Raw genomic sequence first — 25,834 nt, 5'->3', positions numbered from 1 at the left:
AAGGGAAGTCGCCCCTAAAGCGATCAGTTGCCCCTGAGGCAATAATAAGCGAGAATACCGCGCAATATTGAATCTAAAAAGCGTGTTTGCTTTTCGAGCAAGCATTCAGACATCAAAGAAGACCAGTTTCATGTCAAATACACCTTTTCTAAGCGAAGTGTCTAAACGTAGAACGTTCGCTATTATTTCTCACCCGGATGCGGGTAAAACCACCATTACTGAAAAAGTCCTTTTATTCGGAAACGCGATTCAAAAAGCAGGTACGGTTAAAGGTCGTGGTAATGCACAGCACGCAAAATCAGACTGGATGGAAATGGAAAAGGAACGTGGTATCTCGGTAACCACGTCTGTGATGCAGTTCCCTTACAATGATTGCCTGGTAAACCTACTTGATACTCCTGGACACGAAGACTTCTCGGAAGATACATATCGTACTCTAACGGCAGTCGACTCGTGTTTGATGGTTATCGATGCAGCGAAAGGTGTCGAGGATCGTACTCGTAAGCTGATGGAAGTAACCCGTCTACGCGATACGCCAATCGTGACCTTCATGAACAAACTTGACCGTGACGTTCGTGATCCAATGGAAGTATTGGACGAAGTAGAAAACGAATTGGGAATGATGTGTGCGCCTATCACGTGGCCAATCGGCTGTGGTAAAGAGTTTAAAGGTGTGTATCACATTCACCGTGATGAAACGATTTTATACGAATCTGGTCACGGTCATGAGATTCAAGAAGTTCGAATCATCAAAGGTCTAGATAACCCAGAGCTTGATGAAAAAGTCGGTGCAGGCCTTGCGGAAAGTGTTCGAGAAGAGCTTGAGCTTGTTATGGGGGCTTGCCCTGAGTTTGACTTGGAAATGTTCTTAACAGGTGACCTGACGCCAGTTTACTTCGGTACCGCATTAGGTAACTTCGGTGTAGACCACATGCTAGACGGTCTAACAGAGTGGGCACCAGCACCGAAAACGCGTCAAGCGGTTGAGCGTGAAGTTGAAGCGACAGAAGAGAAGTTCTCTGGTTTCGTATTCAAGATCCAAGCAAACATGGACCCGAAACACCGTGACCGTATCGCATTCATGCGTATTGTATCGGGTACTTACACGCAGGGTATGAAGATGAACCACGTTCGTCTTGGCAAGCAGGTGAGTATCTCTGATGCAGTAACCTTTATGGCTGGTGACCGTTCACGTGCAGAACACGCTTACGCGGGTGATATCATTGGTCTGCATAACCACGGTACTATCCAGATTGGTGATACCTTTACTCAAGGTGAGTCACTGAAATTCTCTGGTATTCCGAACTTCGCCCCGGAGCTGTTTCGTCGTATTCGCCTGAAAGATCCACTAAAGCAGAAACAGCTACTAAAAGGCTTGGTGCAACTATCAGAAGAAGGTGCGGTACAGGTATTCCGTCCACTACAAAACAACGATCTGATCGTTGGTGCCGTTGGTGTACTTCAGTTCGATGTTGTTGTGGCTCGTTTGAAGTCTGAATATAACGTTGAAGCGATTTATGAAGGCATCAACGTTGCAACTGCGCGTTGGGTTGAGTGTGATGATGCGAAGAAACTGGATGAGTTCCAACGTAAGAACCAAGCAAACTTAGCATTGGATGGTGGTGATAACCTAACGTATATTGCGCCAACAATGGTTAACTTAAACTTGGCGAAAGAGCGTTTCCCTGATATTGATTTCCGTGCGACGCGTGAGCACTAATCAAAAAGCGGTTTGGGTAAGCTTTAACGCAAACTAGATTTTAAAACGCCCTTGGCTATAAACTTAGCCAAGGGCGTTTTTTATAAGGATGAGATATGAACTGGTTTAAACGAGGATTGAAGCGTTACGACGACTGGTGCAAGCAGATGGGGCTAACCCCCGATCAAAAACGCAGCTGCGTTCCGTATCGAAAAGATCCTGCCCATCAAAATGAAGAGAACAGCGAAGCTCTGCTATTTTCTGATTCTCAGTTTGTCGGTACAGATAAAAAGTCTCAAGATGAAGCTCTTTGATACCCATTGTCACTTTGACTTTGATGTATTCCAAGGTGACTTTGCACATCAACTTCAGTTAGCTCAAACGCAAGGCGTGACAAGAATTCTGATTCCTTCAGTAGGACCTCAAAACTGGGCTCGTATTCAAACCTTGGCAGATCAACATGCCAATTTGTATTACGCCCTTGGGTTTCATCCGTATTTTCTTGAAGATAACGTCGAGCAGCACTTTGCTGAATTGGAACATTATCTAAAACAAAATGCTCCCCAGTGCGTGGCAATAGGAGAGTGTGGGCTAGATTTTGCCATTGATGTTGACCCACAGTTGCAAGAAGAGACACTTGAAGTTCAATTTGAACTGGCTAGACGCTTCAAACTCCCAGTTATTTTACATAGCCGAAAAGCGCACAATCGCCTTATTCAAGTGGTTAAAGCGGCGAAGCTCCCTCGGGGCGGTGTGCTACATGCTTTCTCTGGGAGTTATCAGCAAGCAATGGAGTGGGTCAAATTAGGTTTTTTTATCGGTGTAGGAGGAACCATCACCTACCCAAGAGCGAAGAAAACGCGCGACGCAATTCAAAAATTACCACTCAAACATCTCGTGATCGAAACAGATGCACCGGATATGCCTATACTTGGATATCAAGGGGAGTCGAATCACCCAGCCAAACTCATTCATGTCTTTAATGAGCTCGTAGAGTTGCATAACGGCTCAAAGCAATCGATTGCCTCTCAGTTATGGAAAAATAGCAATTTTGCTTTCTCGATATGTGAATAAAATCTAAAGATGTGGTTTGAAATAGAAAACGTTTTCCTGCTTATTGTGAATTAACTCACAAAGCTGGCTGAATCAATCATGAATCTTATAGGAAAGTGTGAGGCTGGCATTACTTTAATTGATTCTGCATGAGTATAATTGCTCCCGCTTTATAGCTCCATTTTGTAACACGCCAATAAATAACTTATAAGGAAGTCATAAACTATGAGCCTGTTTATGAGCCTAATCGGTATGGTAGTGCTTCTTGCTATTGCATTTGCATTTTCTAATAACCGTAAAGCTATCAATCTAAGAACTGTGGGTGGCGCATTCGCTATCCAATTCGCATTAGGTGCATTTGTTCTGTATGTACCTTGGGGCCGTGATCTACTAAACGGTTTCTCTTCAGGTGTTTCTAACGTTATCAACTACGGTAACGATGGTTCATCATTCCTGTTCGGTGGTCTTGTTTCTGACAAGATGTTCGAAGTATTCGGCGGCGGCGGTTTCATCTTCGCATTCCGTGTTCTTCCTACACTGATCTTCTTCTCTGCACTGATTTCGGTTCTTTACTACATTGGCGTTATGCAATGGGTTATCAAGATTCTTGGTGGCGCACTACAAAAAGCGCTGGGCACTTCACGTGCGGAATCAATGTCAGCAGCAGCAAACATTTTCGTAGGTCAAACAGAAGCACCTCTAGTTGTTCGTCCATTCGTTCCAAAAATGACTCAATCAGAGCTATTCGCGGTAATGTGTGGTGGTCTAGCTTCTGTTGCTGGTGGTGTACTCGCGGGCTACGCTTCAATGGGGGTTCCACTAGAGTACCTAGTAGCAGCATCATTCATGGCGGCACCAGGTGGTCTACTATTCGCTAAAATCCTTCACCCAGAGACTGACCAGCCTCACGAAAGTATCGAAGAAGCGATGGACGGCGGCGACGACAAACCAGTAAACGTAATCGACGCAGCAGCGGGCGGTGCGGCTTCTGGTCTACAACTTGCGCTTAACGTAGGTGCAATGCTAATCGCATTCGTTGGTCTAATCGCGCTGATCAACGGTATGCTAGGTGGCATCGGTGGTTGGTTCGGCATGCCAGAACTAACGCTAGAGCTAATCCTAGGTTACGCATTCTCTCCACTAGCATTCCTAATCGGTGTTCCATGGGCTGAAGCAGTAACTGCTGGTTCATTCATCGGTCAGAAAATCGTAGTGAACGAATTCGTTGCTTACTTGAACTTCACACCATACCTAGGTGAAAACGCTCAAGTAATCGCGGCAACTGGTGAAGTAATGTCTGAGAAGACAACAGCTATCATCTCATTCGCACTATGTGGTTTCGCGAACCTTTCTTCTATCGCGATTCTACTTGGTGGTCTAGGTAGCCTTGCACCAAACCGTCGTAGTGACATCGCTCGCATGGGTGTTAAAGCTGTGCTTGCAGGTACGTTGTCTAACCTTATGGCAGCGACAATTGCAGGCTTCTGCTTAAGCCTTGCAGCACTATAATTAGAATCGGTTCTTAATATATAGACGCCGTTTTACATCATGCCCTGTAGCAAGAGATTGCTGCGGGGCATTTTTCGTTTTTCGGGCTCTAAAATCTCACCGGGTGTCGACCTCAGTCTAGGACTTACGCAGCCGATGGAATAGGGGCTAGGAAATTTTGAGATACAAACCGTTTGCGCTCTATTTGGTGCTACAGTTTTGCGGTGAAACTCTATAATGTATTAATCACAGGATAGTGGTTAAGGTTGATACTTAATCACGTAATGAATATTACATAATCAATGGGCAAATGACTTGCCCAGCAATATCAGATCTAATAGGCGTTTTGCTGTGTGATGTGATATTAAAGACACCGCAATCATAGATTGTTGTGCCATAGGCCAAACTGGTACTGTGCGGTGACAAGGATAGCAATTGGCATATGAAATTTTCGCTGTATATGCCGAGTCTTCAGGGAACCAAGTCCGTTCATTAATAGACTGTTTAGCCATTTACTCACATTGTCTCGACTTGTTTATTATAGTTAGAGACGTGATGTAAGGCTGAGTAGTGAATTTTTTGAATATTGATCGGAGATAGAAATGAGCGATTTAAAAGCAGCAGCGCTACGTGCACTTAAACTTATGGACCTAACTACGTTGAATGACGATGACACTGATGCAAAAGTGATCTCATTGTGTCATGACGCGAAAACAGCAGTAGGCAACACAGCTGCAATTTGTATTTACCCTCGCTTTATTCCTATTGCTAAGAAGACACTTCGTGAGCAAGGTACGCCAGAGGTTCGCATTGCAACAGTAACGAACTTCCCACACGGTAACGACGACATCGAAATCGCTGTTGCTGAAACAAAAGCGGCGGTTGCTTACGGTGCAGACGAAGTTGACGTTGTTTTCCCATACCGCGCGCTAATGGCGGGTGATGAGAAAGTAGGCTTCGAACTAGTTAAGCAATGTAAAGAGGCTTGTGGTGATATTCTTCTTAAAGTGATCATCGAAACGGGTGAACTAAAAGAAGAAGCACTAATCAAGAAAGCATCTCAAATCTGTATTGAAGCAGGTGCTGACTTCATTAAAACTTCAACTGGTAAAGTGCCAGTAAACGCAACACCAGAATATGCACGCATGATGCTTGAAGTGATTCGTGACATGGGTGTTGCAGAAACTGTTGGTTTCAAACCAGCAGGTGGTGTGCGCACTGCTGAAGACGCAGCTGCATACCTAGCAATGGCTGATGAAATCCTAGGTGACAACTGGGTTGATGCCCGTCACTACCGTTTCGGTGCGTCTAGCCTGCTAACTAACCTACTAAATACATTAGAAGTGACAGACGAAACCGCTGATCCAGCAGCGTACTAATCCCAATAATATGTCTGAACGGTAGCACCTAAACGGGTGCTACCAAACCTCTTCTATCCTACTTAACCATGGCTCACGAGAGCATGGGAGGCACTAATGTATTTACCACAAGAAATCATTCGTAAAAAACGTGACGGTGAAGTACTTACCGCAGACGAAATCAACTTCTTTATTCAAGGCGTAGCAAATAACACCGTATCTGAAGGTCAGATCGCGGCGTTTGCTATGACGATTTTCTTCAATGAAATGACCATGGATGAGCGCATCGCCCTAACGTGTGCAATGCGTGATTCGGGCATGGTTATCGACTGGAACCACATGAACTTTGGTGGCCCAATTGTCGACAAACACTCTACCGGCGGTGTGGGTGACGTAACGTCTTTGATGCTTGGCCCTATGGTGGCAGCATGTGGCGGTTTCGTACCAATGATCTCTGGCCGTGGTCTTGGCCACACAGGCGGTACGCTAGATAAGCTTGAGTCTATTCCAGGCTATAACATCACACCAAGCAACGATGTGTTTGGGCAAGTAACTAAAGATGCAGGCGTGGCGATCATCGGTCAAACTGGTGACCTTGCTCCAGCGGATAAGCGTGTTTACGCGACTCGTGATATTACCGCAACCGTAGACAACATTTCTCTGATCACGGCATCCATTCTTTCTAAGAAATTGGCGGCGGGTCTGGAGTCGCTAGTGATGGACGTTAAAGTCGGCTCTGGTGCATTCATGCCAACTTACGAAGCGTCTGAAGAGCTAGCGAAATCAATCGTAGCAGTAGCAAACGGTGCGGGTACTAAGACCACTGCAATCCTGACAGACATGAACCAAGTATTGGCCTCTTCGGCAGGTAATGCGGTGGAAGTTCGTGAAGCGGTTCGTTTCTTAACTGGTGAATACCGTAATCCACGCCTACTTGAAGTCACCATGGCTTCTTGTGCAGAAATGCTGGTACTTGGCAAACTGGCTGAGAACACAGAAGACGCACGCGCAAAACTGATGGAAGTGCTGGATAACGGCAAAGCGGCTGAGTGCTTCGGCAAGATGGTTGCTGGTCTTGGCGGCCCAGCAGACTTCGTAGAAAACTACGATAACTACCTAGAAAAAGCGGAAATCATCAAGCCAGTTTACGCGACGGAAACGGGCATTGTTTCAGCAATGGACACGCGTGCGATTGGCATGGCTGTCGTTGCTATGGGTGGTGGTCGCCGTGTTGCTACTGATGAAATCGACTATGCCGTAGGTTTCGACGAGTTCATCCGCTTGGGTGAAGTTGCAGATAGCGATAAACCTCTTGCCGTTATCCACGCTCGCAGCGAAGAGCAGTGGGAAGAAGCGGCAAAAGCACTGCGCAGTGCAATCAAAGTAGGTGGTGAGTACACACCAACTCCAGAGGTTTACCGCCAAATTCGTGCAGAAGATATTTAATAGAACAAGTAATTACACAAGGCCTACTCAACCATAATAAAAAGCCGAGTGGGCCTAAGGAACGAGCAATGAAAAGAGCATTTATTTTAGTACTAGACTCATTCGGTATTGGTGCAACCGCTGACGCTGAGAAATTTGGTGATGTAGGTTCAGACACACTAGGCCACATCGCAGAACAATGCGAAAAAGGCTTAGCAGATAACGACCAACGTCAAGGCGCACTTCGCCTTCCAAACCTATCTAAGTTAGGTTTGGCAATGGCACATAAAGAGTCAACAGGTCGCTTCGCACCTGGCCTAGACGCTGATGCAGAAATCATCGGTGCTTACGGTCACGCTGCTGAGCTTTCTTCTGGTAAAGACACTCCGTCTGGTCACTGGGAAATTGCTGGCGTACCAGTTCTGTTTGACTGGGGCTACTTCACAGATAAAGCAAACAGCTTCCCTAAAGAGCTGACTGACCGCATTCTTGAGCGTGCAGGTCTAGATGGCTTCCTAGGTAACTGTCACGCATCTGGTACTCAAGTTCTTGATGACCTTGGTGAAGAGCACATGAAAACTGGGCAGCCAATCTTCTACACCTCTGCGGACTCTGTATTCCAAATCGCCTGTCACGAAGAGACATTCGGTCTAGACCGTCTACTAGAGCTTTGCCAAATTGCGCGTGAAGAACTAGAAGATTACAACATCGGCCGTGTAATCGCGCGCCCATTCATTGGCCCGGGTAAAGGTCAATTTGAGCGTACGGGTAACCGTCGTGACCTATCTGTAGAGCCACCATCAGCGACTATCTTACAAAAGTTAGTTGATGAGAAGGGCGGTCAGGTGCATTCCATCGGTAAGATTTCAGATATTTATGCTGGTTGCGGGATCACTAAGAAAACCAAAGCAACAGGCATTCCTGCACTATTTGAAGCAACGAAAGAAGCGATAAAAGAAGCGGGTGATAACACCATCGTATTCACTAACTTCGTCGACTTCGATTCTGCTTACGGTCACCGTCGTGATGTGGCGGGTTACGCTGCAGCGCTTGAGTACTTTGATGGTCGCATCAATGAAGTGCTAGAACTAATGGGTGAAGATGACGTGCTTATCCTAACAGCAGATCACGGCTGCGACCCAACATGGCCAGGTACTGACCATACTCGTGAGCACATCCCAGTATTGGTTTTCGGTCAAAAAGTGCCAGCAGGCTCTCTTGGCCGCCGCGAAACATTCGCAGACATCGGCCAAACATTGGCGAGCTACTTCGGTACTTCTCCAATGGATTACGGTAAGAATTTCCTATAATTAGGATATTGAAAACTAGGAGCTGAATGCTCCTAGTTTTATGTTTGCAGTATGCAAGTACTGCTTGTCGGAAATGAGAATACTCTGGCTTATATCGCCTTAAGCGCGGAGCGCTAGAGAAAGGTTAAGGAAAAGAAAATGGCAACTCCACATATCAATGCTGAAATGGGCGCATTCGCAGACGTCGTACTGATGCCGGGTGACCCGCTACGTGCAAAATACATCGCAGAAACCTTCCTTGAAGACGTTGTGCAAGTGTGTGATGTGCGTAATATGTTCGGTTACACTGGCACATACAAAGGCCGTAAGATCTCGGTTATGGGCCACGGTATGGGTATCCCATCATGCTCGATTTACGCAACGGAGCTAATTAAAGACTTCGGCGTGAAGAAAATTATCCGTGTTGGTAGCTGTGGCGCAGTAAACGAAGACATCAAAGTGCGTGATGTTGTGATCGGCATGGGCGCGTGTACGGATTCTAAAGTGAACCGTATCCGTTTTAAAGGTCATGACTTTGCAGCAATCGCAGACTACAAAATGGTTCGCGCGGCAGAAGACGCAGCAAAAGCACGTGGCATTGATGTGAAAGTCGGTAACCTATTTTCAGCGGAGCTTTTCTACACGCCTGATCCAGAAATGTTCGACGTAATGGACAAGTACGGCATTGTTGGTGTTGAAATGGAAGCGGCGGGTATTTACGGCGTAGCGGCAGAATACGGTGCAAAAGCTCTGACAATCTGTACGGTTTCAGATCACATCAAAACGGGTGAGCAAACAACTTCTGATGAGCGTCAAACAACATTCAACGACATGATGCTAATCGCACTAGATTCAGTATTGCTAGGCGACGAAGAATAAGCGACAAAGAGTCATCTTAGTTTCTTGACATTAAGAACTAAAAGAACAGCCCGCACAATTCGGGCTGTTTTTGTATTAGATGTTGATTACCGACTGACTATTTGGTTAGCAGTAGGTTTTGCGCTTTTTTACGGCGGATAGGCTGTCTACGTAAAATCATAATGAATAACATGCCGCACACAAAACTCATTAGCACCATCATGTACATGTAGCGATCACTCTTACGATAGTGGTGGTCAGAAATCGCGGTTACACGACCTGTCTCAAAGGTAACGCGAACAAAACCGATGAGTGCTTCATCGGCAAATACTGGTTCAACCAACTGCTGGCGGCCAATGGAAGCTGTTGCCAAGGGCGTGTCTAAGCCTAAAACTTCGCGTACCGATAGCGCATCTTCACTAGACGCTAAACGTACGCCTTGTGCATCATATATTGTCGCATCAAACACCAAACGGTCTTGTGCTAGCTGGTTTGTCAGCTTAAGTAAGCGTTCTTGATCTTTGGTCAAAATCATTTCACTGGCAGAAAGAGACGCCTGTGAAATCAAAACTTTGGTGAGTGTCTCAAGCTGCTGTGCTTGAATTTTCTCGTTGCCCTTACTGATCACAACACTGTTTTTGATCGTGATAAACAACATCACACACAGTAGGATTAGTGCCAGAATTCTTAGGGCATTCCTTACTGAGAACAAGGATTCACTCATGCTCTTTACTCATCCATTTAAAATAAAACAAAGACTTGCCTTTTTAGTTTGTTGAGGTAACGTTTTAGCAAAGTCATAAGGGATTATATACATGGACGCGTCAAAAAGCTTGCCTATCAGAAAACATACGACACTTTTAAAACGATTACCCGAGACTCGATTTGCCTCCCAACTAGATAAAGCAAAAGCAAACTGGATAGTGTTTGCAGAATACCTTTCGCCACGTCATTTTGAAGACATTGATTTCTTCACAGGTGTCTACAACCCCGTATTAGAAACGTGGAAAGTTGGCCAATATGAAGTCGCCTTGATGGCAGGAGAGTTGACCCCTCAACACGAAACGATCTTACAAAGCCTCAACTTGGATTACGCCTCGCTTAATGAAGTTCCAGATCTCTCAACCCAAGGGTTGATTGTATTTGACATGGACTCAACGGCAATCCAGATAGAGTGTATTGATGAAATCGCAAAATTGGCCGGAGTCGGGGATGAGGTGGCAGAAGTTACTGAACGTGCGATGCAAGGAGAACTGGATTTTGAGCAAAGTTTGCGTCAACGCGTAGGCAAGCTCAAAGGTGCTGATGAATCAATTCTTGAACAAGTTCGTTCCCAATTGCCATTTATGCCGGACTTTGAAGCGTTAATCGCAACGTTAAAAGCACTAGGCTGGAAAACAGCGATTGCTTCCGGTGGTTTTACTTACTTCTCGGACTACATCAAAGATAAAGTCGATTTAGATTTTGCTCGCTCTAATCAGTTGGAAATCATTAGTGGTAAGCTCACGGGGAACGTACTTGGCGATGTGGTTACCGCGCAGATGAAGTCAGATATCCTGGTGGAGTTGGCGGATGAATACGAAATTGAGCAGCACAACACGGTTGCTGTCGGTGATGGCGCTAACGATCTTGTGATGATGTCGGTGGCGGGCTTAGGTATCGCGTACCACGCAAAACCTAAAGTGGAAGCTCAAGCGCAATCTGCGATTCGCTTTGCAGGCTTAGGCGGTGTGCTCTGTATTTTATCTGGTGCACTGGTGAAGCAGCAAAAGGTCAGCTGGAAAGCAAAACCTTAATTTATCCATTCAAAAACACCGCCTTTCTGGCGGTGTTTTTCGTTGACTTGGTATGGCTCTAAATTTACTCGGTTAACTCCAATCTAATTACAACTTCTTCCGTAATGTCTTCAAACTCACTGTAACCGACCAAAGCGGTCAGCTCCTTTTCTAATTTGCTCGCTTGATGTACACCAAATTGGGTTAAGTCACTTAAATCTTGTTGCAGCAACGATGTCATCGGATCGAAAATTGGGGCTGTAGATAAGCGAATCACGTAGAAGTCCCCCATCATTCGCGCTTTCTTTATAAATTGAATCCGTTCTTTTACGCTATTGAACTCTTGATGAAGCTTAGACTCAATGCCTGTAATTTTATTGCCGACTTTGGCTGCGCTAATGTAGATATCCTGATGCCTTGCTTGAGCTCCCTCTACACGCTTTATCGGCTCTGCGATTAATGTGCTTGTTCGACCTTTAAAGATAGGTTCAAGTGACAACAATTGATCGTGCCCAAGGCGTGCAAAAAGCTCAATGTGCTTAGGTAGCGGCAAATTCACTCCAATAACGGGGGTTTTGATTGAAGAGGACGCTGTTTTACTGATAAAAATGGGTGTGCTCAGAGTTCGAGAGAGCAACATGCTGTGCAGTCTTTCAAGTAACGCATTACTCGGTAGCATCTCTTTTTGCGGGATCAACTTATCTTGATTGTGCTCGATAATGCTGTTGAAAAAGGCGATCACTTTAATGGTGTGGCTGCTTTCATCAATAACTAACTGTACGCTACAGCCATCTGGGCTAACACGAATTACGCGGTATGGCACCGACGTTAAAGGCAGCTTTTTGTCGTAGAGTTGTAACTCTCGGAAGTTGACCTGAACCTCTTGCCCAGAGCGCAACATGGTAGGTTCGTCCAGTTTAATGCCGAGCCCTCGCTTTGAAATATCGACGGTGCTGCCGATCGCTGTGACGGGCCCAGAACGCAGTTCTATTGGGGTCTTAAATCGGTAACGTGGCTCTTTACGACGAGACTTGGCATCAAAATAAATGCCTTTCGGGTTGCCTATAATCCTTCTCGGATGGCGAAATGCATTTAACGTATTTGCGGGTAAGCGCGGCTTTTCAGTGAGCAGATAATCCTGCCCTGATTTTTCGTCAGCAATTTCTTGCAAGATGCCAATGTGAGTCAATGATTGGGACGTTTCAGCTAACTCCGGAGAGAAAGCGGCTAAGTCTTCCTGTTCTTGCTCTGACAGTTCAAATATCGAAATCCTAAACGCGCGCCAACTTTCACGTTTAGCACCTAAATGCCAAAATAGCTGGCGTTGTTCACGAGTGGCCTCAGGACGAAGCATCGAATAGAAATAGGTTCGGTTTTCGTGCTCGTGAGTAAATGAATAAAGGACATTGGTGGTGCCTTTAACGCCAGGTTTAATGAGTGACGCGACTCGCTTCTCATTAAATAAGGACCCAAACATTTGCTGGTTCCTTTCATCATGCCAGTACTGCCAAAGCTTTTGATTGTTTGGCGTCAACATAGCGAGTTTCAGTTCACTGCCATCAAAGAATAGAGGTAAGCTGCTGGTGTGCTTAAGTGCGATGTGCTCATAACCACGAGTTCGAGCTCGAATGATCTTATCTTGATTATCGTGACGAGCTCTTTTAGCTGCGCTGTTGAGCGCTTCATCGATCACTCGAGTAACAACATTGGTTTCAGTTAAACGTATGGTTCTGAGGTATCGAACTGAGTCATTATCGTAACAGTCATCAACCGCAAGTATGCGGTACGCCAGCGGTTTCTCTATACCGGCAACCTGAGATTTGCTGGCAAACTCAGTAAACGTGACCTGAATAATCTCCCCAAGGTTATATTTAAACGCACTTGGGACTTTGAATTTTGCGCCAGAGCAGGATAAGTCAATGCTTAACCCATGCAGAAGTTGCCCTTTAGATCGGCAAATCTCGACTTGAGATTGGACTTTCAAGCGCTTTTCTTGGCGCTTTAAGTCATAGCCGAGGTGAACGGGCTCCGCTAAGAAAGGGCTTTTAGGATCCGTTAACGATTGCGTTTTTTGTTGAGTAAGACGTTTGCTCATTACGCGAAAGTTATTCCGTGTGTTGACCAAAGCTTCCCACATTCCCTCAGTGTAGCCGCCAAACTTTTTGATGTTTTTATGGTAAGCGTTGAAAGCAACGTCATCTAACCAATGTGGAATACCATCCAAAATATACTCGCGACATTCACCTTGGACGCGACCGCGCAGATCGATGCTTTTTTTGCACGGAGCCATCAAGCGGTTAAGTTCCATTTTCACTAAGATTTTGGCCGAAGGCGGCTCTTCCTCGGTCAATTGGCCAAGGACAAAGTCAAAGTCATCCGAACCGTAAACGGGAATGAGTCGTTCTGCGATCGAGAGAATTTCAGATTGCTGCATTATTTCTGTTAGAGTATGTCGTTACTTTAAATTGTATCGGCTAAGCGAAGTAAAACTTAAGTATATCAATAGTTCATTTCAGTGAAGGTCTGACTTGGCTGTGCTTAGTCACATTTGTAGAAAAAATCGAGGCATCATGGCGAAAGCAAAACGAGCGTATGTTTGTAATGATTGTGGCGCGGATTTTCCCCGTTGGCAGGGGCAGTGTAACGCATGTGGTTCGTGGAATACGATAACAGAAGTCCGTATCGCTGCATCGCCAACGGTTGCTCGTAATGAACGTTTATCCGGCTACGCTGGCTCCGCAACAGAAGCAACAGTTCAAACGTTATCTGAAATTGATCTGCAGGAAGTGCCACGCTTCACCAGTGGGTTTAAAGAGCTTGACCGCGTATTAGGTGGGGGCGTTGTACCCGGCGCCGCTATTTTGATTGGTGGTAACCCTGGTGCGGGTAAATCCACCTTGCTGCTGCAAACCATGTGTAGTTTGTCTGCGCAAATGCCAACGCTCTATGTAACAGGTGAAGAATCGTTGCAGCAGGTGGCGATGCGTGCTTCTCGACTAGGGTTGCCGAAAGATCATTTAAAAATGCTATCGGAAACGAACGTCGACAAAATTTGCCAAATTGCTGAAAAAGAGCAACCTCGCATTATGGTGATTGACTCGATTCAGGTAATGCACGTTTCAGATGTTCAATCGTCACCGGGCAGTGTTGCTCAAGTACGTGAATCTGCGACAGCTCTGACACGATACGCAAAACAGAATAACGTCGCGGTATTTATTGTTGGTCACGTAACAAAAGATGGTACCCTTGCGGGCCCTAAAGTTCTTGAGCACATTATAGACTGTTCAGTGCTGCTTGATGGTGGTACTGATAGCCGCTTTCGCACATTGCGTAGTCATAAAAACCGCTTTGGCGCTGTGAATGAGCTCGGTGTTTTTGCAATGACAGGCCAAGGGTTGAAAGAAGTGAGTAACCCATCCGCGATTTTCCTTTCTCGTGGTGAAGAAGAAACATCAGGTTCTTCTGTTATGGTGGTTTGGGAAGGTACGCGTCCTCTATTAGTAGAGATTCAAGCGTTGGTGGATTACTCGCAATTGGCAAACCCTCGCCGTGTTGCGGTCGGTTTGGAGCAGAACCGCTTATCACTTTTGCTCGCTGTGTTGCATAAGCATGGTGGCTTACAAATGGCAGACCAAGATGTCTTTGTTAATGTGGTTGGCGGTGTTAAGGTGACGGAGACGAGTGCCGATCTTGCGTTAGTTATGGCGCTTTTATCGAGTTTTCGTGACCGTCCACTACCCAAAGATGTGGTTATTTTTGGTGAGGTCGGGCTTGCAGGCGAAATCCGTCCTGTGCCAAGTGGGCAAGAACGTTTGAATGAAGCGTTCAAACATGGTTTCAAGAAAGCCATTGTGCCTGCAGCCAACATGCCGAAAGGCGGCATTCCTGGCATGCAAATTCACGGCGTTAAGAAATTGTCGGAAGCCATAGAGGCTTTTGACGAGCTGTAATGCTCATAAGAATGGTATTTGTGGAATCACAAACTGTTCTATCCGTCCTCAATAAAATGCGAATAAAGTACATAAATTGCTGTGTTTGACTATGCTTTGGGGACGGAAATTTCACGTTAAAATTTTTTTTCTTCCATCCGCACGCAAGGGTATCAGTATTGACAGAATGTGATATACTCTGCGCGCACTTTATACCTTATTAACAGAGTAAGACAATGACTGATTTATCAAAATACAGAAACATTGGTATTTTTGCTCACGTAGACGCGGGTAAAACTACCTCTACAGAGCGTATCCTAAAGCTAACTGGTAAGATCCATAAGATCGGTGATACACACGACGGTTCAACTACAACTGACTTCATGGAGCAGGAAGCTGAACGTGGTATCACAATCCAGTCTGCAGCAACAACTTGTTTCTGGAACGATCACCGTCTAAACATCATCGATACTCCTGGACACGTTGACTTCACTATCGAAGTTTACCGTTCTCTAAAAGTACTTGACGGTGGTATCGGTGTATTCTGTGGTTCTGGTGGTGTTGAGCCTCAGTCAGAAACTAACTGGCGTTACGCTGACGAATCACACGTATCACGTCTGATCTTCGTTAACAAACTAGACCGTATGGGCGCAGATTTCTACAAAGTTGTAGATCAAGTACAAAACGTACTAGGTGCTACACCTCTAGTTATGACTCTACCTATCGGTATCGAAGAAGATTTCGTAGGTGTTGTAGACGTACTAAGCCAACAAGCTTACGTATGGGATGAGTCTGGCCAGCCAGAGAACTACGAAGTTCAAGATATTCCAGCAGACATGGTAGAAAAAGCTGCTGAATACCGTGAAATGCTAATCGAAACTGCTCTAGAGCAAGACGAAGATCTAATGATGGCTTACCTAGAAGAAGGCGAAGAGCCATCTCTAGAAGACATCAAACGTTGTATCCGTAAAGGTACTCGTGATCTAGCATTCTTCCCAACTTACTGTGGTTCAGCGTACAAGAACAAAGGTATCCAACTTATTCTTGACGCGGTAATTGATTACCTACCATCTCCAACAGAAGTTGATCCACAGCCTCTAACTGATTCAGAGACTGGTGAGCCAACTGGTGAAGTTGCGACTGTATCTGCAGACGAGCCACTACGTGCGCTTGCATTTAAGATCATGGACGACCGTTTTGGTGCTCTAACCTTTATCCGCATCTACTCTGGTAAGATGAAGAAAGGTGACACAGTACTTAACTCTGCAACTGGTAAAACAGAGCGTATCGGCCGTATGGTTGAGATGCACGCAGACGAGCGTAACGAGATCGATTCAGCACAAGCTGGTGACATCATCGCTGTAGTTGGTATGAAGAACGTTCAAACTGGTCACACTCTATGTGATCCTAAGCACGAATGTACTCTTGAGCCAATGATCTTCCCAGATCCAGTAATTTCTATCGCAGTTAAGCCTAAAGATAAAGGCGGTTCTGAGAAGATGGGTATCGCGATCGGTAAAATGGTTGCAGAAGATCCATCATTCCAAGTTGAGACTGATGAAGATTCAGGCGAAACTATCCTGAAAGGTATGGGTGAACTTCACCTAGACATCAAGGTAGATATCCTTAAGCGTACTTACGGCGTTGAGCTAGAAGTTGGTGCTCCACAGGTTGCTTACCGTGAAACTATCACTCAAGCAATCGAAGACAGCTACACGCACAAGAAACAGTCTGGTGGTTCTGGTCAGTTCGGTAAGATCGATTACCGCATCAAACCAGGTGAGCCAAACTCTGGCTTCACGTTCAAGTCAACAGTTGTTGGTGGTAACGTACCTAAAGAATTCTGGCCTGCAGTTGAGAAAGGCTTTGCGTCAATGATGGAGCACGGTGTTCTAGCTGGCTTCCCAACTCTAGACGTTGAAGTTGAACTATTCGACGGTGGTTTCCACGCAGTTGACTCTTCAGCAATCGCTTACGAAATCGCTGCTAAAGGCGCATTCCGTCAGTCTATGCCTAAAGCTGGCGCGCAACTTCTTGAGCCAATCATGAAAGTTGACGTGTTCACTCCAGAAGATCACGTTGGTGACGTAATCGGTGACCTTAACCGTCGTCGTGGTATGATCAAAGACCAACAAGCTGCGTCTACTGGCGTACGTATCAAGGGTGATGTACCTCTATCAGAAATGTTTGGTTACATTGGTACTCTACGTACAATGACTTCTGGTCGTGGTCAGTTCTCTATGGAGTTCTCACACTACGCACCATGTCCAGCAAACGTTGCTGAGCAAGTAATTGCTGACGTTAAAGAGCGTAACGCTAAGAAGTAATTCTTAAGTTAACTCTATAACTTGAAAGCCCCGCCTAGTGCGGGGCTTTTTGTATCTAACCGCTTATACACAGCGCGTTTTTGTTTCGCTGATATACGTCTTTGGTGTTGTTTACCGACTATTCTGAAGCTGAGCCAGTATTACTAACATTGAGGTCGATGGTTTTAAAATCTGGTATCACTGACTTTTCAAATGTTTCTATTTCTTCTCTCAACCATTGTGCGAACAATTGGGCTTTAGGTCGCTTTAAGTAGCCTTTTGGAGCGCACAGGTAATACGCAAATTTGGGTTTAATGGCTATATCACCAATTCGGACCAGTTTGCCTGAACGGAAATATTGATGAGCTAAACTGTGTTTGACGAGCGCTACGCCTTGTAGTGATAACGCGGCTTCTAACACTAAGTGTGAGCCACTGTATTTTAAAGCAGGCTTTGCCGCTGAATGACCAAGTCTCGCTAACCACATGTTCCAGTCCAGATCTGGCCAAACGTCTTCGATGAGCTCTGCTTTGCTTAAATCTTCAATGCGATAGATGCCGTGCTCTTTCTGATATACCGGATGACAGGCAGGATAAAAAGCTTCATCCATTAGCCATTGTGATTCTAAATTAGGGTATTTTCCTAAACCGTAACGGACACACAAATCGATCTGACTATCTTGAAAAGACACCAAATCATTGGTTGGTTCTAATAGTAAGGCGATATCAGGGTGACGCTGACGAAAAGCCGTAATTTTCGGGACTAACCAATGGTGAGCGAAAGAGGGGAGTGTTGATATTGAAAGGTGGTTAGGATTAGGATCTTGATTAACCAATCTCACCCCTTGCTGCAAATGAGCAAACCCTCTTTCTGCCTGAGTAAACAGCAGCTCTCCCTCAGGTGTGAGCACTATTTTTCTGTGCTGGCGAACAAATAAGTCCGTTCCTAAAAACTCTTCAAGATGACGAATTTGCTGACTAATTGCGGCTGGCGTAACAAACAATTCTTTTGCCGCTGTTTTAAAGCTTCCTTCCTTTGCTGCAACGAAGAAGTAATACAAGCCCTGTAAAGGAGGCATTCGATCTTTCACATTAGTTTTCCTTAACTCAATGGCAGATTCTATCGTTTGAGGATATCAGCGTAGTCGCTGATTATTAAGTGGTCAACATTGTTATAGGAGTTGGTTACATGGAAAACATGACACACACTTGTGAGCGCACTTTACCAGCTGACCATCAGACCGGGTTACAGTTAATTTATTCTAAACTTGCTAGTTGGAGAAGAAACTACAAGACACGTCGTCACTTGAGAGAGTTACCAGAACATCTTTGGGACGATATAGGATTAGATGAAAAGGAAATTAATAGTGAAGTGAGGAAGCCTTTTTGGAGAGAGTAGTTTATGAGTTTGATTCAAGCTCAGAATTAAACTGCACTCCCCAATGATATTGAGGAGTGCAGACAAGGCTATAAGTCTTCTTCCCACACAACCAATTCACCTTTCGGCCAGTTGTGACCAATTTCATGATACTTTTGCTCAAGCACATGACGTTTAATTTTGAGTGTTGGCGTCAATACGCCATTTTCAATGCTCCAAGGCTCTTTAATCATTAATACGCCTTTGATTTGCTCATGAGAGGCGAGTTCTTGATTCATTTTTGCAATGACTTTGCGGGTGGTTCGTGCGTACCGCTCCCGATCAAAGTTAGGGAAATCATGTGGCACAACCAAAAGAATCGGGGCTGGTAGCCCTAAACCGATTAGACACATCATCTCTACTCGACTGTATTCGAAAAGTTTTTTCTCGATAGGAACTGGAGAGACAAACTTACCTTTGGCGGTTTTAAAGTTATCTTTTTTACGGCCTTGAATGGTTAGGTAACCATCTGAGTCGATAGAGCCGATATCGCCTGTGTGTAGCCAGCCCTCTGAATCAAAAGACTCTTGGGTGGCAATGTCATTTTTGTAGTAGCCAGAAAATAGCCCTTTGCCACGCACCATGATTTCATCATCGTCAGCGATTTTTAACTCAATACCTGGTCCAGCATTACCGACACTACCAATTTTGTCAGCTCTAAATGGGTAGTTGAGCGTGCTATAAGCAAATGATTCTGTCATGCCCCAAGCTTCAGTAATATCGAGTCCTACAGAGTGGTACCATTCCAGCAGTGCTGGTGATACCGGGGCAGAACCACAGCCTAATACTCGAGCCTGATCCAACCCCAACCCTTCTGCGAGCTTTTTCTTGATCAGAGAATTGACGAATGGGATTTTCAATAGAATGTTGAGCTTCTTCTGTGGAAGTTTGTCTTGAATACGTTGTTGGAATAGCGTCCATAATCGCGGGACTGAGATAAACAGAGTCGGGCGGTGCATTTTTACATCTTCGATAAAGGTATCCAATGATTCTGGAAATGCTGTTGGTACACCACCCATGATGGATGAGCCAAAAATGTAGACGCGCTCTGTAATATGAGCCAAAGGTAAGTAAGAAAATAGACGATCATTTTCTTGAATACCGATATGGTTTATCAGTTGTTGTACGGACCAGTTAAACGCTCCGTAGGTCAGCATCGCACCTTTCGGTAATCCTGACGTACCAGAGGTATACACCAAAGACATTAGCTTATCGTCGTAGTGCTGTGGACGCTCTTCACTTGGCATTGTATCGGCAATGAGTGCTTGGTATTCATACTGACATTTTGGTGCAGTATCGTAGGGGAGCGAGATACTAATGAGCTCCGGCATTGCATCAATGACTTGCTGGGTTGCTTTAGGATCATCGAGTTTTCCGCCAATGAGCGCTTTACTTTCACTATGAGTCACACAGTATTCGATGGTGTCCGCGCCGGCGGTAGGAAAGATTGGCACACTGACATAATCGCCAAGCATCATCGCAAGATCGCAAATAAACCACTCTGCACAGTTTTTAGACACTAACGCCACTTTGTCGCCAGGTTGTACTCCGAGGTTGCGTAGTGCACTGACGAGTTTTAAGGCTTGATCGGCAACATCAGCGAACGTGTATTCAACAAATTGTCGGTTAATAATTTGTTTTAGGTAGACCTCATTTGGACGCTCTTGAGCCCATTTGAGAATCATTTCATTTGGTGGTGGGAGAGCGCAACCAGCAGCGCTGTTTAGATTCGGCTGATTCATTTTAGTGACTCCATGTCTTCTCGTTGTATTTATAATTGTTAACGCATTGTTAACTTTAGCATGTTAAATAACGACACGGGAATGCATTTTGATGAAATATGTGGGGAGGATAGCGTTAGTTACCCCTAAAGTCGGTACTAATAGCGCCTAAAACTGTTGCCGATAATTCGCTGGGGACAGGCCTGTTTTTTTCTTAAAAATTCGAGAAAAGTAAGAGACATCTCGGTATCCACATTGATAAGCAATATAGGCAATTTTCATGGATTCATTTTCAACGAGCATTTTCTTTGCTAATGAAATGCGTTTCGCAGTGACATAATCACGAAAGCACATACCAACTTTGCGATGGAATACTTTGGAAAAGTAGTTCGGTGAGTAGTGACAAAGCGCAGCAGCTTCCTCTTCCCGTAGGTCTTTATGGACGTTATTGGCGATGTAATGAACCACGTCAGAAAAATTCGACTTTCCGCTTCGAGAAAAGAGTTTATCGACCGAAATTTGTTCTTCGTCGACCTTGCTATGCAAAAAGTATTTCAATTTTATCTGTGATAGCCAAATCGGGAGGGTGATTTCATTCAACGTATAATATTCCGCACAAATATGCTTCGGCGGTAAGTGAGGCTCGATATCGGTTGGATGTATAACGATCAGTTTTTTGTCGAGATTTTCACAGAGCGTGATGACGCCTTTCAGATGCTCTCGATGATCGCGAGTCATGTAGTAGAAGAAATAGCTATGTTCTTTATCGCTAAGCACAGAGATATCTTTGCTACAGTCCATAATCTCAAAGCTCTTATCAAACTCACAGCGAAGTGATTCCGGCAGCGAGCAAAGAGTCTCTCCAATCCAATAAGCTTTGGTCAGTCTATCCATATGAATCCCGCTCAGTACGTACTACACCAACGTTAGTATGTATTGAGGTCAGTCGAGCCTCATTCCTTGAGCTTCAGACCTCACCCTTTCGTTTATTAAGCTTAGGCTTATATAGTCATACTGCAAGTGTGAAAGCTGTCACATAGTTGGTGGTGATGTGTCTCGTTATTGATACATTTTGATTCTGAAGCGCAGGTAGGCAAGAAAGTACCAACCTTTGGCAAAAAAGTCCTAACCCCCCTAATTCTCGGTGACTAATGTTTAAGCATGATTCGGGTGTATATGATACCTGCGTCATGGACAAGCGAGATATGGTTAAATAAAGGGGACTATCTTATGGATAACTTTCGCAATCTAATCAAGGACTTCATGGAAGATGAAGAGGGGCTAACACTTTTGGAGTACATCCTAGGGGCGGCATTAATTGTTACAGCATTCTTGACCTCAGGCTTCTGGACGACTTTGTCTGGTAAGTTCACATCAGTGGCGTCTCAAATCAACAACTCGTAATGATTAGTGAGCTGATTATTTGGTCATTGCTTATTGCGATTGGAGTCTCAGACGCTCAGAAACACAGAATACCAAATAAAGCGGTGCTTATGCTTTTGGTTGCTGTTACTGCAAACGTAATTTACAACCCAGCAACAAGTGGTTTGGATCATTTATATGGTGGGCTGGTTGCGTTTGCAGTGTGTTTCGCGCTGTATCTGTTCAAAGTAATGGCTGGAGGAGACGTTAAGTTACTCGCCGTCATAGGAACATGGCTCGGTCTGAGTAATCTTGGGGAAGCGTCTACCGGGATAATACTTGCTGGAGGCATCGTGGGCATTTTTTATCTAATGTTACACGTGTCATCGACTAGTGTTGCTCTATCACATCAGTTAAAAGGGTATTGCTTAGAAAAAGTAACACCAGGCTTTAGGTCTAATAAGCCGTTAGTCATTCCTTTCGCGCCGATAATCGTAATTGGATTAGCTTATTTCTCCTACACCCACTAAATAAAAATAATAAATGGCATGCAGCACATGCAGCATCAGTTGGCTAGGCAACTTCAAGGAGGGGAAGTGTGATGGGCTCTGTGTATTGGGAAAAACTCGTGCCACAAATAAATCCACCAAAAGTGCCTTCGTCTGTCGAGGGGCTTGGCATACCGGCTTCAGTCGTCGAAAACCTCGTGTTGAAACATCTGTCTGCCTATCCGAAATGTGATTTGATTGAATTAACACAACGGTTATGCGTGGTTTCAAATATTGTTGAACTTGCTTTAGCGCAGTTGAGAAAACGAAGCTGGGTTGAGGTATATCAGCCTACATCTGAGAAGCTAAGCCATTCGTACTCGAACGTTCGTTATAGTCTAACGGAATTAGGACTTGCGGAAGCAGACATTGCTTATAGAAAAGATCCGTATATCGGTCCTGTTCCTGTTTCTCTTGAGGAGTATTGGACCATTGTAGAAGGACAAGATCTACGCAAAAACCCAGTTACGCGTATCGATGTAGAGCGCGCATTGTCTGATGTTTTTGGCTCGGATCACTTGGTACCTGTTTTAGGACCGGCCATCAATTCGGGGCGGGCTTTGTTGCTGTATGGACATGCGGGTACCGGTAAAAGTTACGTCGCATCAAGAGTGCTCAATGCAATGAACACTTCGGTATTCATTCCTTATGCCGTATATGCCGATGGCAACATCATCAAAGTGTTCTCAGAGCATCATCACCGTCGTTTAGACAACTCCCATTCTCAGGTTTTCGTTAAGTTGGAAACGCATTACGACAAACGCTGGGTTCTTTGTGAAAGACCAAACATTCAAGTGGGCGGTGAGCTGACGTTGGAGATGCTTGAAGTAAACCACAGCGAGCATAATCGTGTATGGATTGCGCCACTGCAAATGATGGCTAACAACGGAATCTTAGTGATTGATGACCTTGGTCGTCAGTCAATGCCTGTTGATGCTCTGCTAAATAGATGGATCGTTCCAATGGAATACTTATTTGACCATCTGGCTTTGCCAAATGGTCAACAAGTTACGGTGCCGTTTATGCTCACTCTGGCATTCTCCTCCAACTTTGCACCAAGCAAAATTGCAGACCCCGCATTTCTACGTCGTTTGGGTTACAAAATTGAATTCAAGCCACTTGATGATGATGACTATAAAGCGCTTTGGTTATCTCTATCGCAGGACTTGCAACTGGCATTAGCGCCTGAATTCTTTGACACATTAAATCAATTGCACCGTGAAAATAAAATGCCTAACTATCCATGTTTACCTAAAGATCTTTTGGGCATTAGCCGAGATGTTCTCGTTTTTGAAGGAAAACGAAAAGTCGTCTCATCAGACATTTTAACTCGTGCCTGGGGACTGTATTTCACAGTGGATGAATAGGGAGATCTAAATTATGAGTCGGACTCAAGTCATCATGTTGCTGTTGCTCTCCATTGTTTTCGGCCTTGCCGCCGTGTTGATCGCTAAACAATGGATGGATGGCAGAAACCAACCAACTGTCGAGTTAGAAGAGGTAGAAAGACACCCAGTTTTAGTTGCCACTATGGAGCTAGAACCAGGGACCATTCTAGCTGAGAAACATTTGTCTACTAAGCTTATGGAAGTGGATTGGATAGACGAGGAAACGCTAAAAGTAAAAGAACAGGCATTGGGAAGAATTGTTGCTAATACCATTTATGCGGGCGAGCTGGTTAATTCGAATCGTCTTGCCTTGCCCGGTGAGGGCGCGACACTTGCTGCTTTAATTCCTGAAAACAAACGAGCTATCACCATTCGTGTTAATGACGTTATCGGTGTGGCTGGGTTCTTGTTACCAGGCAATAAGGTCGATGTATTGAATACCGTGAGTTATGGACAAGGTAAAAACGCCACAACAAAAACGGTGCTTAAAAACATCAACGTCCTTGCGGTCGACCAAACAGCCAAAACCAATGATAACAAACCCGTTATTGTGCGTGCGGTGACTTTAGAAGTAACACCGAAAGAGGCAGAAAAGCTCTTATCGGCGAACAGCAAAGGCGACATTCAACTTGCTCTACGCAACCCTCATGAAGTGGATAAACCTGTGGTAGCAAGAAAATACACGCCACGACCTAGTGTGACCATTATTAAGGGATCTCAGGCATCCAGTGTCCGAGTCAGCAATTAGGTGAATTATGAAAACAATAATATTACTCGTTAGCCAGTTACTTTTTGTCAGCTTGTCTGTTAACGCAGCCACGGTGCAGTCAGGAAAAGTCGTGACCGTTGCGCATCACCAATCAACCCAATTGATGATATCCGGTAAAGCGAAGAAAGTGACGTTAGGGGATCCAGAAGTCTTGGATATTTTAGTGCTCAGATCGAACGAGCTGTTTCTTATTGGTAAGAAGTTAGGTACCACGAATGTGTCGGTGTGGGATCGCCGAGGCCGGTTAATTGAGCAATTTAACGTGGAAGTTACGCATGATCTAAACACGCTTAAATCGAAGCTTTATCAGTTCTTGCCGGATGAAAATATCGAAGTGCACAGTGCGCAAGAAAAAGTGGTACTTAGAGGCTTGGTCAGCAGTCAGCAAAACATGGACACTGCGGTCAAAATTGCTGAAACCTTCGCTTTGGGTGAAGCGGCAGATGAAGAAGATGAAAACTCTAAAGATGATGACAGCATGGTGATCAACCTACTTTCTATTGGCGGGGCTCAACAGGTGACGTTAGAAGTGACCGTTGCCGAAGTGCAGCGCACACTAGTAAGACGCTTTGACTCAAACTTCCACTTTTTCCAAAGAAGTGGAGACTTTACTTGGGGTGGTACGACTGCTGGTGGCGGTATTGATGGCATTGGACCGATTTTGAACGTCCCAACAGTCGAAGATTTCGGCTTTCTCGGGTCGTTTATCGACAGCAATACCTTGTTTACCTTCGCGCTTGATGTGGCGAAACAAAATGGTGTGGCGAAAGTGTTGGCAGAGCCTAGCCTTACTGCATTAAGTGGTACGCAAGCCGAGTTTGTCGCTGGTGGTGAATTCCCAATTCCAGTACCAAATGAAGATGGTATTACCATCGATTATAAAGAGTACGGTGTTCAACTCGACTTCGTTCCGTTTATTTTGAGTGATAAGAGAATCAACCTCAAATTGAACGTCAATGTGAGTGAAATCTCCAACTCAGGTGTGCTGACGTTTAATCCAAACGAAGTGAATGCCACGTTCTTTATTCCGCCAATCACTAAACGAAGTGCTGGCACCACGATTGAGCTGGCTGATGGCCAAACTATTGGTATTGCAGGCTTATTGAGTGAAAACGCACGTAATGTCGCGGATGGCATACCTGGAGCGAGTGATTTACCTGTTTTGGGACGCTTGTTCAAGAGTGAAGAGTTTACCTCAGGGGAAACAGAACTTGTCATTCTGGTCACCCCTCGATTAGCAACCCCAATCGATCGACGTCGAATCACACTGCCAACGGATGGCTTTGTGGCTCCGAACGATGTGGAGTTCTATTTGCTTGGTAAAGGTGCTGAGTTGGATTTTGATAGATACCAGCTAAACGACATCAGCGAAGAAGATACTAACAACAACTTTATTCAATATGGTTCGTCAGAAGGTGGCTCTGAGGGCAAGTTTGGGCACAGTCTATAA

General features: G+C 45.0%; 22 protein-coding genes. 17 read left to right on the top strand and 5 right to left on the bottom strand.

Annotated features, from left to right (window positions below; genetic code table 11):
- The first annotated feature begins 130 nt into the window (after window positions 1-130).
- The 8 genes from prfC (at window position 131) to deoD (ending at window position 9,191) form a co-directional block, all read left to right on the top strand.
- A complete protein-coding gene (prfC, locus tag NDJ01_RS06825) occupies window positions 131-1,720 on the top strand; it encodes a peptide chain release factor 3 (RefSeq protein ID WP_012841453.1) in 1,590 nt (529 codons plus the stop codon).
- Window positions 1,721-1,815: 95 nt separating this feature from the next.
- Window positions 1,816-2,013 (top strand): DUF5363 family protein, encoded by a 198-nt coding sequence (locus NDJ01_RS06820; RefSeq protein ID WP_170903282.1) that lies wholly within the window; start codon window positions 1,816-1,818, stop codon window positions 2,011-2,013.
- Window positions 2,000-2,773 (top strand): TatD family hydrolase, encoded by a 774-nt coding sequence (locus NDJ01_RS06815; RefSeq protein WP_170903279.1) that lies wholly within the window; start codon window positions 2,000-2,002, stop codon window positions 2,771-2,773. The genes NDJ01_RS06820 and NDJ01_RS06815 overlap by 14 nt, the downstream gene beginning before the upstream one ends.
- 204 nt (window positions 2,774-2,977) lie before the next feature.
- On the top strand, window positions 2,978-4,261 hold the full coding sequence (locus NDJ01_RS06810) for a NupC/NupG family nucleoside CNT transporter (protein ID WP_047008943.1): 1,284 nt from the start codon (window positions 2,978-2,980) through the stop codon (window positions 4,259-4,261).
- Window positions 4,262-4,842: 581 nt separating this feature from the next.
- Window positions 4,843-5,619 (top strand): deoxyribose-phosphate aldolase, encoded by a 777-nt coding sequence (gene deoC, locus NDJ01_RS06805; RefSeq protein WP_006742378.1) that lies wholly within the window; start codon window positions 4,843-4,845, stop codon window positions 5,617-5,619.
- 96 nt (window positions 5,620-5,715) lie between these two features.
- Complete coding sequence (gene deoA, locus NDJ01_RS06800) at window positions 5,716-7,044, top strand: thymidine phosphorylase (protein WP_258586477.1); 1,329 nt, start codon at window positions 5,716-5,718, stop codon at window positions 7,042-7,044.
- 68 nt (window positions 7,045-7,112) lie between these two features.
- On the top strand, window positions 7,113-8,333 hold the full coding sequence (locus tag NDJ01_RS06795) for a phosphopentomutase (RefSeq protein WP_258586476.1): 1,221 nt from the start codon (window positions 7,113-7,115) through the stop codon (window positions 8,331-8,333).
- Window positions 8,334-8,471: 138 nt separating this feature from the next.
- Window positions 8,472-9,191: a purine-nucleoside phosphorylase gene (gene deoD / locus NDJ01_RS06790; RefSeq protein WP_006742381.1), complete on the top strand. Its 720-nt coding sequence runs from the start codon at window positions 8,472-8,474 to the stop codon at window positions 9,189-9,191.
- Between the two features lie 97 nt (window positions 9,192-9,288).
- Here the strand turns inward: deoD and NDJ01_RS06785 are convergent, their stop codons facing one another.
- Window positions 9,289-9,894 (bottom strand): YtjB family periplasmic protein, encoded by a 606-nt coding sequence (locus NDJ01_RS06785; RefSeq protein ID WP_041852892.1) that lies wholly within the window; start codon window positions 9,892-9,894, stop codon window positions 9,289-9,291.
- A 91-nt stretch (window positions 9,895-9,985) separates the two neighbouring features.
- On the opposite strand from NDJ01_RS06785, the gene serB reads away from it, so the two are divergent.
- Entirely contained in the window at window positions 9,986-10,966 is a 981-nt protein-coding gene (serB, locus tag NDJ01_RS06780) for a phosphoserine phosphatase (protein ID WP_258586475.1), read from the top strand.
- Window positions 10,967-11,030: 64 nt separating this feature from the next.
- On the opposite strand, the gene NDJ01_RS06775 is transcribed toward serB, so the two are convergent.
- Window positions 11,031-13,379 (bottom strand): PilZ domain-containing protein, encoded by a 2,349-nt coding sequence (locus NDJ01_RS06775; protein WP_258586474.1) that lies wholly within the window; start codon window positions 13,377-13,379, stop codon window positions 11,031-11,033.
- A gap of 136 nt (window positions 13,380-13,515) precedes the next feature.
- Between NDJ01_RS06775 and radA the strand changes: the two genes are divergently transcribed.
- Together radA and fusA are read left to right on the top strand one after the other, a co-directional pair.
- A complete protein-coding gene (radA, locus tag NDJ01_RS06770; RefSeq protein WP_012841458.1) occupies window positions 13,516-14,895 on the top strand; it encodes a DNA repair protein RadA in 1,380 nt (459 codons plus the stop codon).
- A gap of 215 nt (window positions 14,896-15,110) precedes the next feature.
- On the top strand, window positions 15,111-17,201 hold the full coding sequence (fusA, locus tag NDJ01_RS06765; protein ID WP_012841459.1) for an elongation factor G: 2,091 nt from the start codon (window positions 15,111-15,113) through the stop codon (window positions 17,199-17,201).
- Between the two features lie 118 nt (window positions 17,202-17,319).
- Here fusA and NDJ01_RS06760 read toward each other — a convergent pair whose 3' ends face one another.
- Window positions 17,320-18,270 carry a LysR substrate-binding domain-containing protein gene (locus NDJ01_RS06760; protein WP_065645470.1) on the bottom strand — a complete coding sequence of 317 codons (951 nt, stop codon included), beginning with the start codon at window positions 18,268-18,270 and terminating at the stop codon, window positions 17,320-17,322.
- Between the two features lie 98 nt (window positions 18,271-18,368).
- Between NDJ01_RS06760 and NDJ01_RS06755 the strand changes: the two genes are divergently transcribed.
- Window positions 18,369-18,578: a DUF1127 domain-containing protein gene (locus NDJ01_RS06755; RefSeq protein WP_041852893.1), complete on the top strand. Its 210-nt coding sequence runs from the start codon at window positions 18,369-18,371 to the stop codon at window positions 18,576-18,578.
- 68 nt (window positions 18,579-18,646) lie between these two features.
- On the opposite strand, the gene NDJ01_RS06750 is transcribed toward NDJ01_RS06755, so the two are convergent.
- Together NDJ01_RS06750 and NDJ01_RS06745 are read right to left on the bottom strand one after the other, a co-directional pair.
- Window positions 18,647-20,338, bottom strand: a complete 1,692-nt coding sequence (locus NDJ01_RS06750) for an AMP-binding protein (RefSeq protein WP_258586473.1) — start codon at window positions 20,336-20,338, stop codon at window positions 18,647-18,649.
- A gap of 147 nt (window positions 20,339-20,485) precedes the next feature.
- Complete coding sequence (locus tag NDJ01_RS06745; protein WP_258586472.1) at window positions 20,486-21,211, bottom strand: AraC family transcriptional regulator; 726 nt, start codon at window positions 21,209-21,211, stop codon at window positions 20,486-20,488.
- A gap of 336 nt (window positions 21,212-21,547) precedes the next feature.
- Between NDJ01_RS06745 and NDJ01_RS06740 the strand changes: the two genes are divergently transcribed.
- The 5 genes from NDJ01_RS06740 (at window position 21,548) to NDJ01_RS06720 (ending at window position 25,834) form a co-directional block, all read left to right on the top strand.
- Window positions 21,548-21,721 (top strand): Flp family type IVb pilin, encoded by a 174-nt coding sequence (locus NDJ01_RS06740; protein ID WP_005494099.1) that lies wholly within the window; start codon window positions 21,548-21,550, stop codon window positions 21,719-21,721.
- Window positions 21,721-22,209, top strand: a complete 489-nt coding sequence (locus NDJ01_RS06735; protein WP_047008933.1) for a prepilin peptidase — start codon at window positions 21,721-21,723, stop codon at window positions 22,207-22,209. The genes NDJ01_RS06740 and NDJ01_RS06735 overlap by 1 nt, the downstream gene beginning before the upstream one ends.
- A 71-nt stretch (window positions 22,210-22,280) precedes the next feature.
- Window positions 22,281-23,594 (top strand): hypothetical protein, encoded by a 1,314-nt coding sequence (locus NDJ01_RS06730; protein WP_047008932.1) that lies wholly within the window; start codon window positions 22,281-22,283, stop codon window positions 23,592-23,594.
- A 13-nt stretch (window positions 23,595-23,607) separates the two neighbouring features.
- Window positions 23,608-24,363, top strand: a complete 756-nt coding sequence (cpaB, locus tag NDJ01_RS06725; RefSeq protein ID WP_047008931.1) for a Flp pilus assembly protein CpaB — start codon at window positions 23,608-23,610, stop codon at window positions 24,361-24,363.
- Between the two features lie 7 nt (window positions 24,364-24,370).
- Entirely contained in the window at window positions 24,371-25,834 is a 1,464-nt protein-coding gene (locus NDJ01_RS06720; protein WP_046875029.1) for a type II and III secretion system protein family protein, read from the top strand.

This window comes from Vibrio sp. HS-50-1, assembly GCF_024747315.1.
Taxonomy (GTDB): domain Bacteria; phylum Pseudomonadota; class Gammaproteobacteria; order Enterobacterales; family Vibrionaceae; genus Vibrio; species Vibrio diabolicus.
This window is presented reverse-complemented; position numbering and strand designations above follow the sequence as displayed.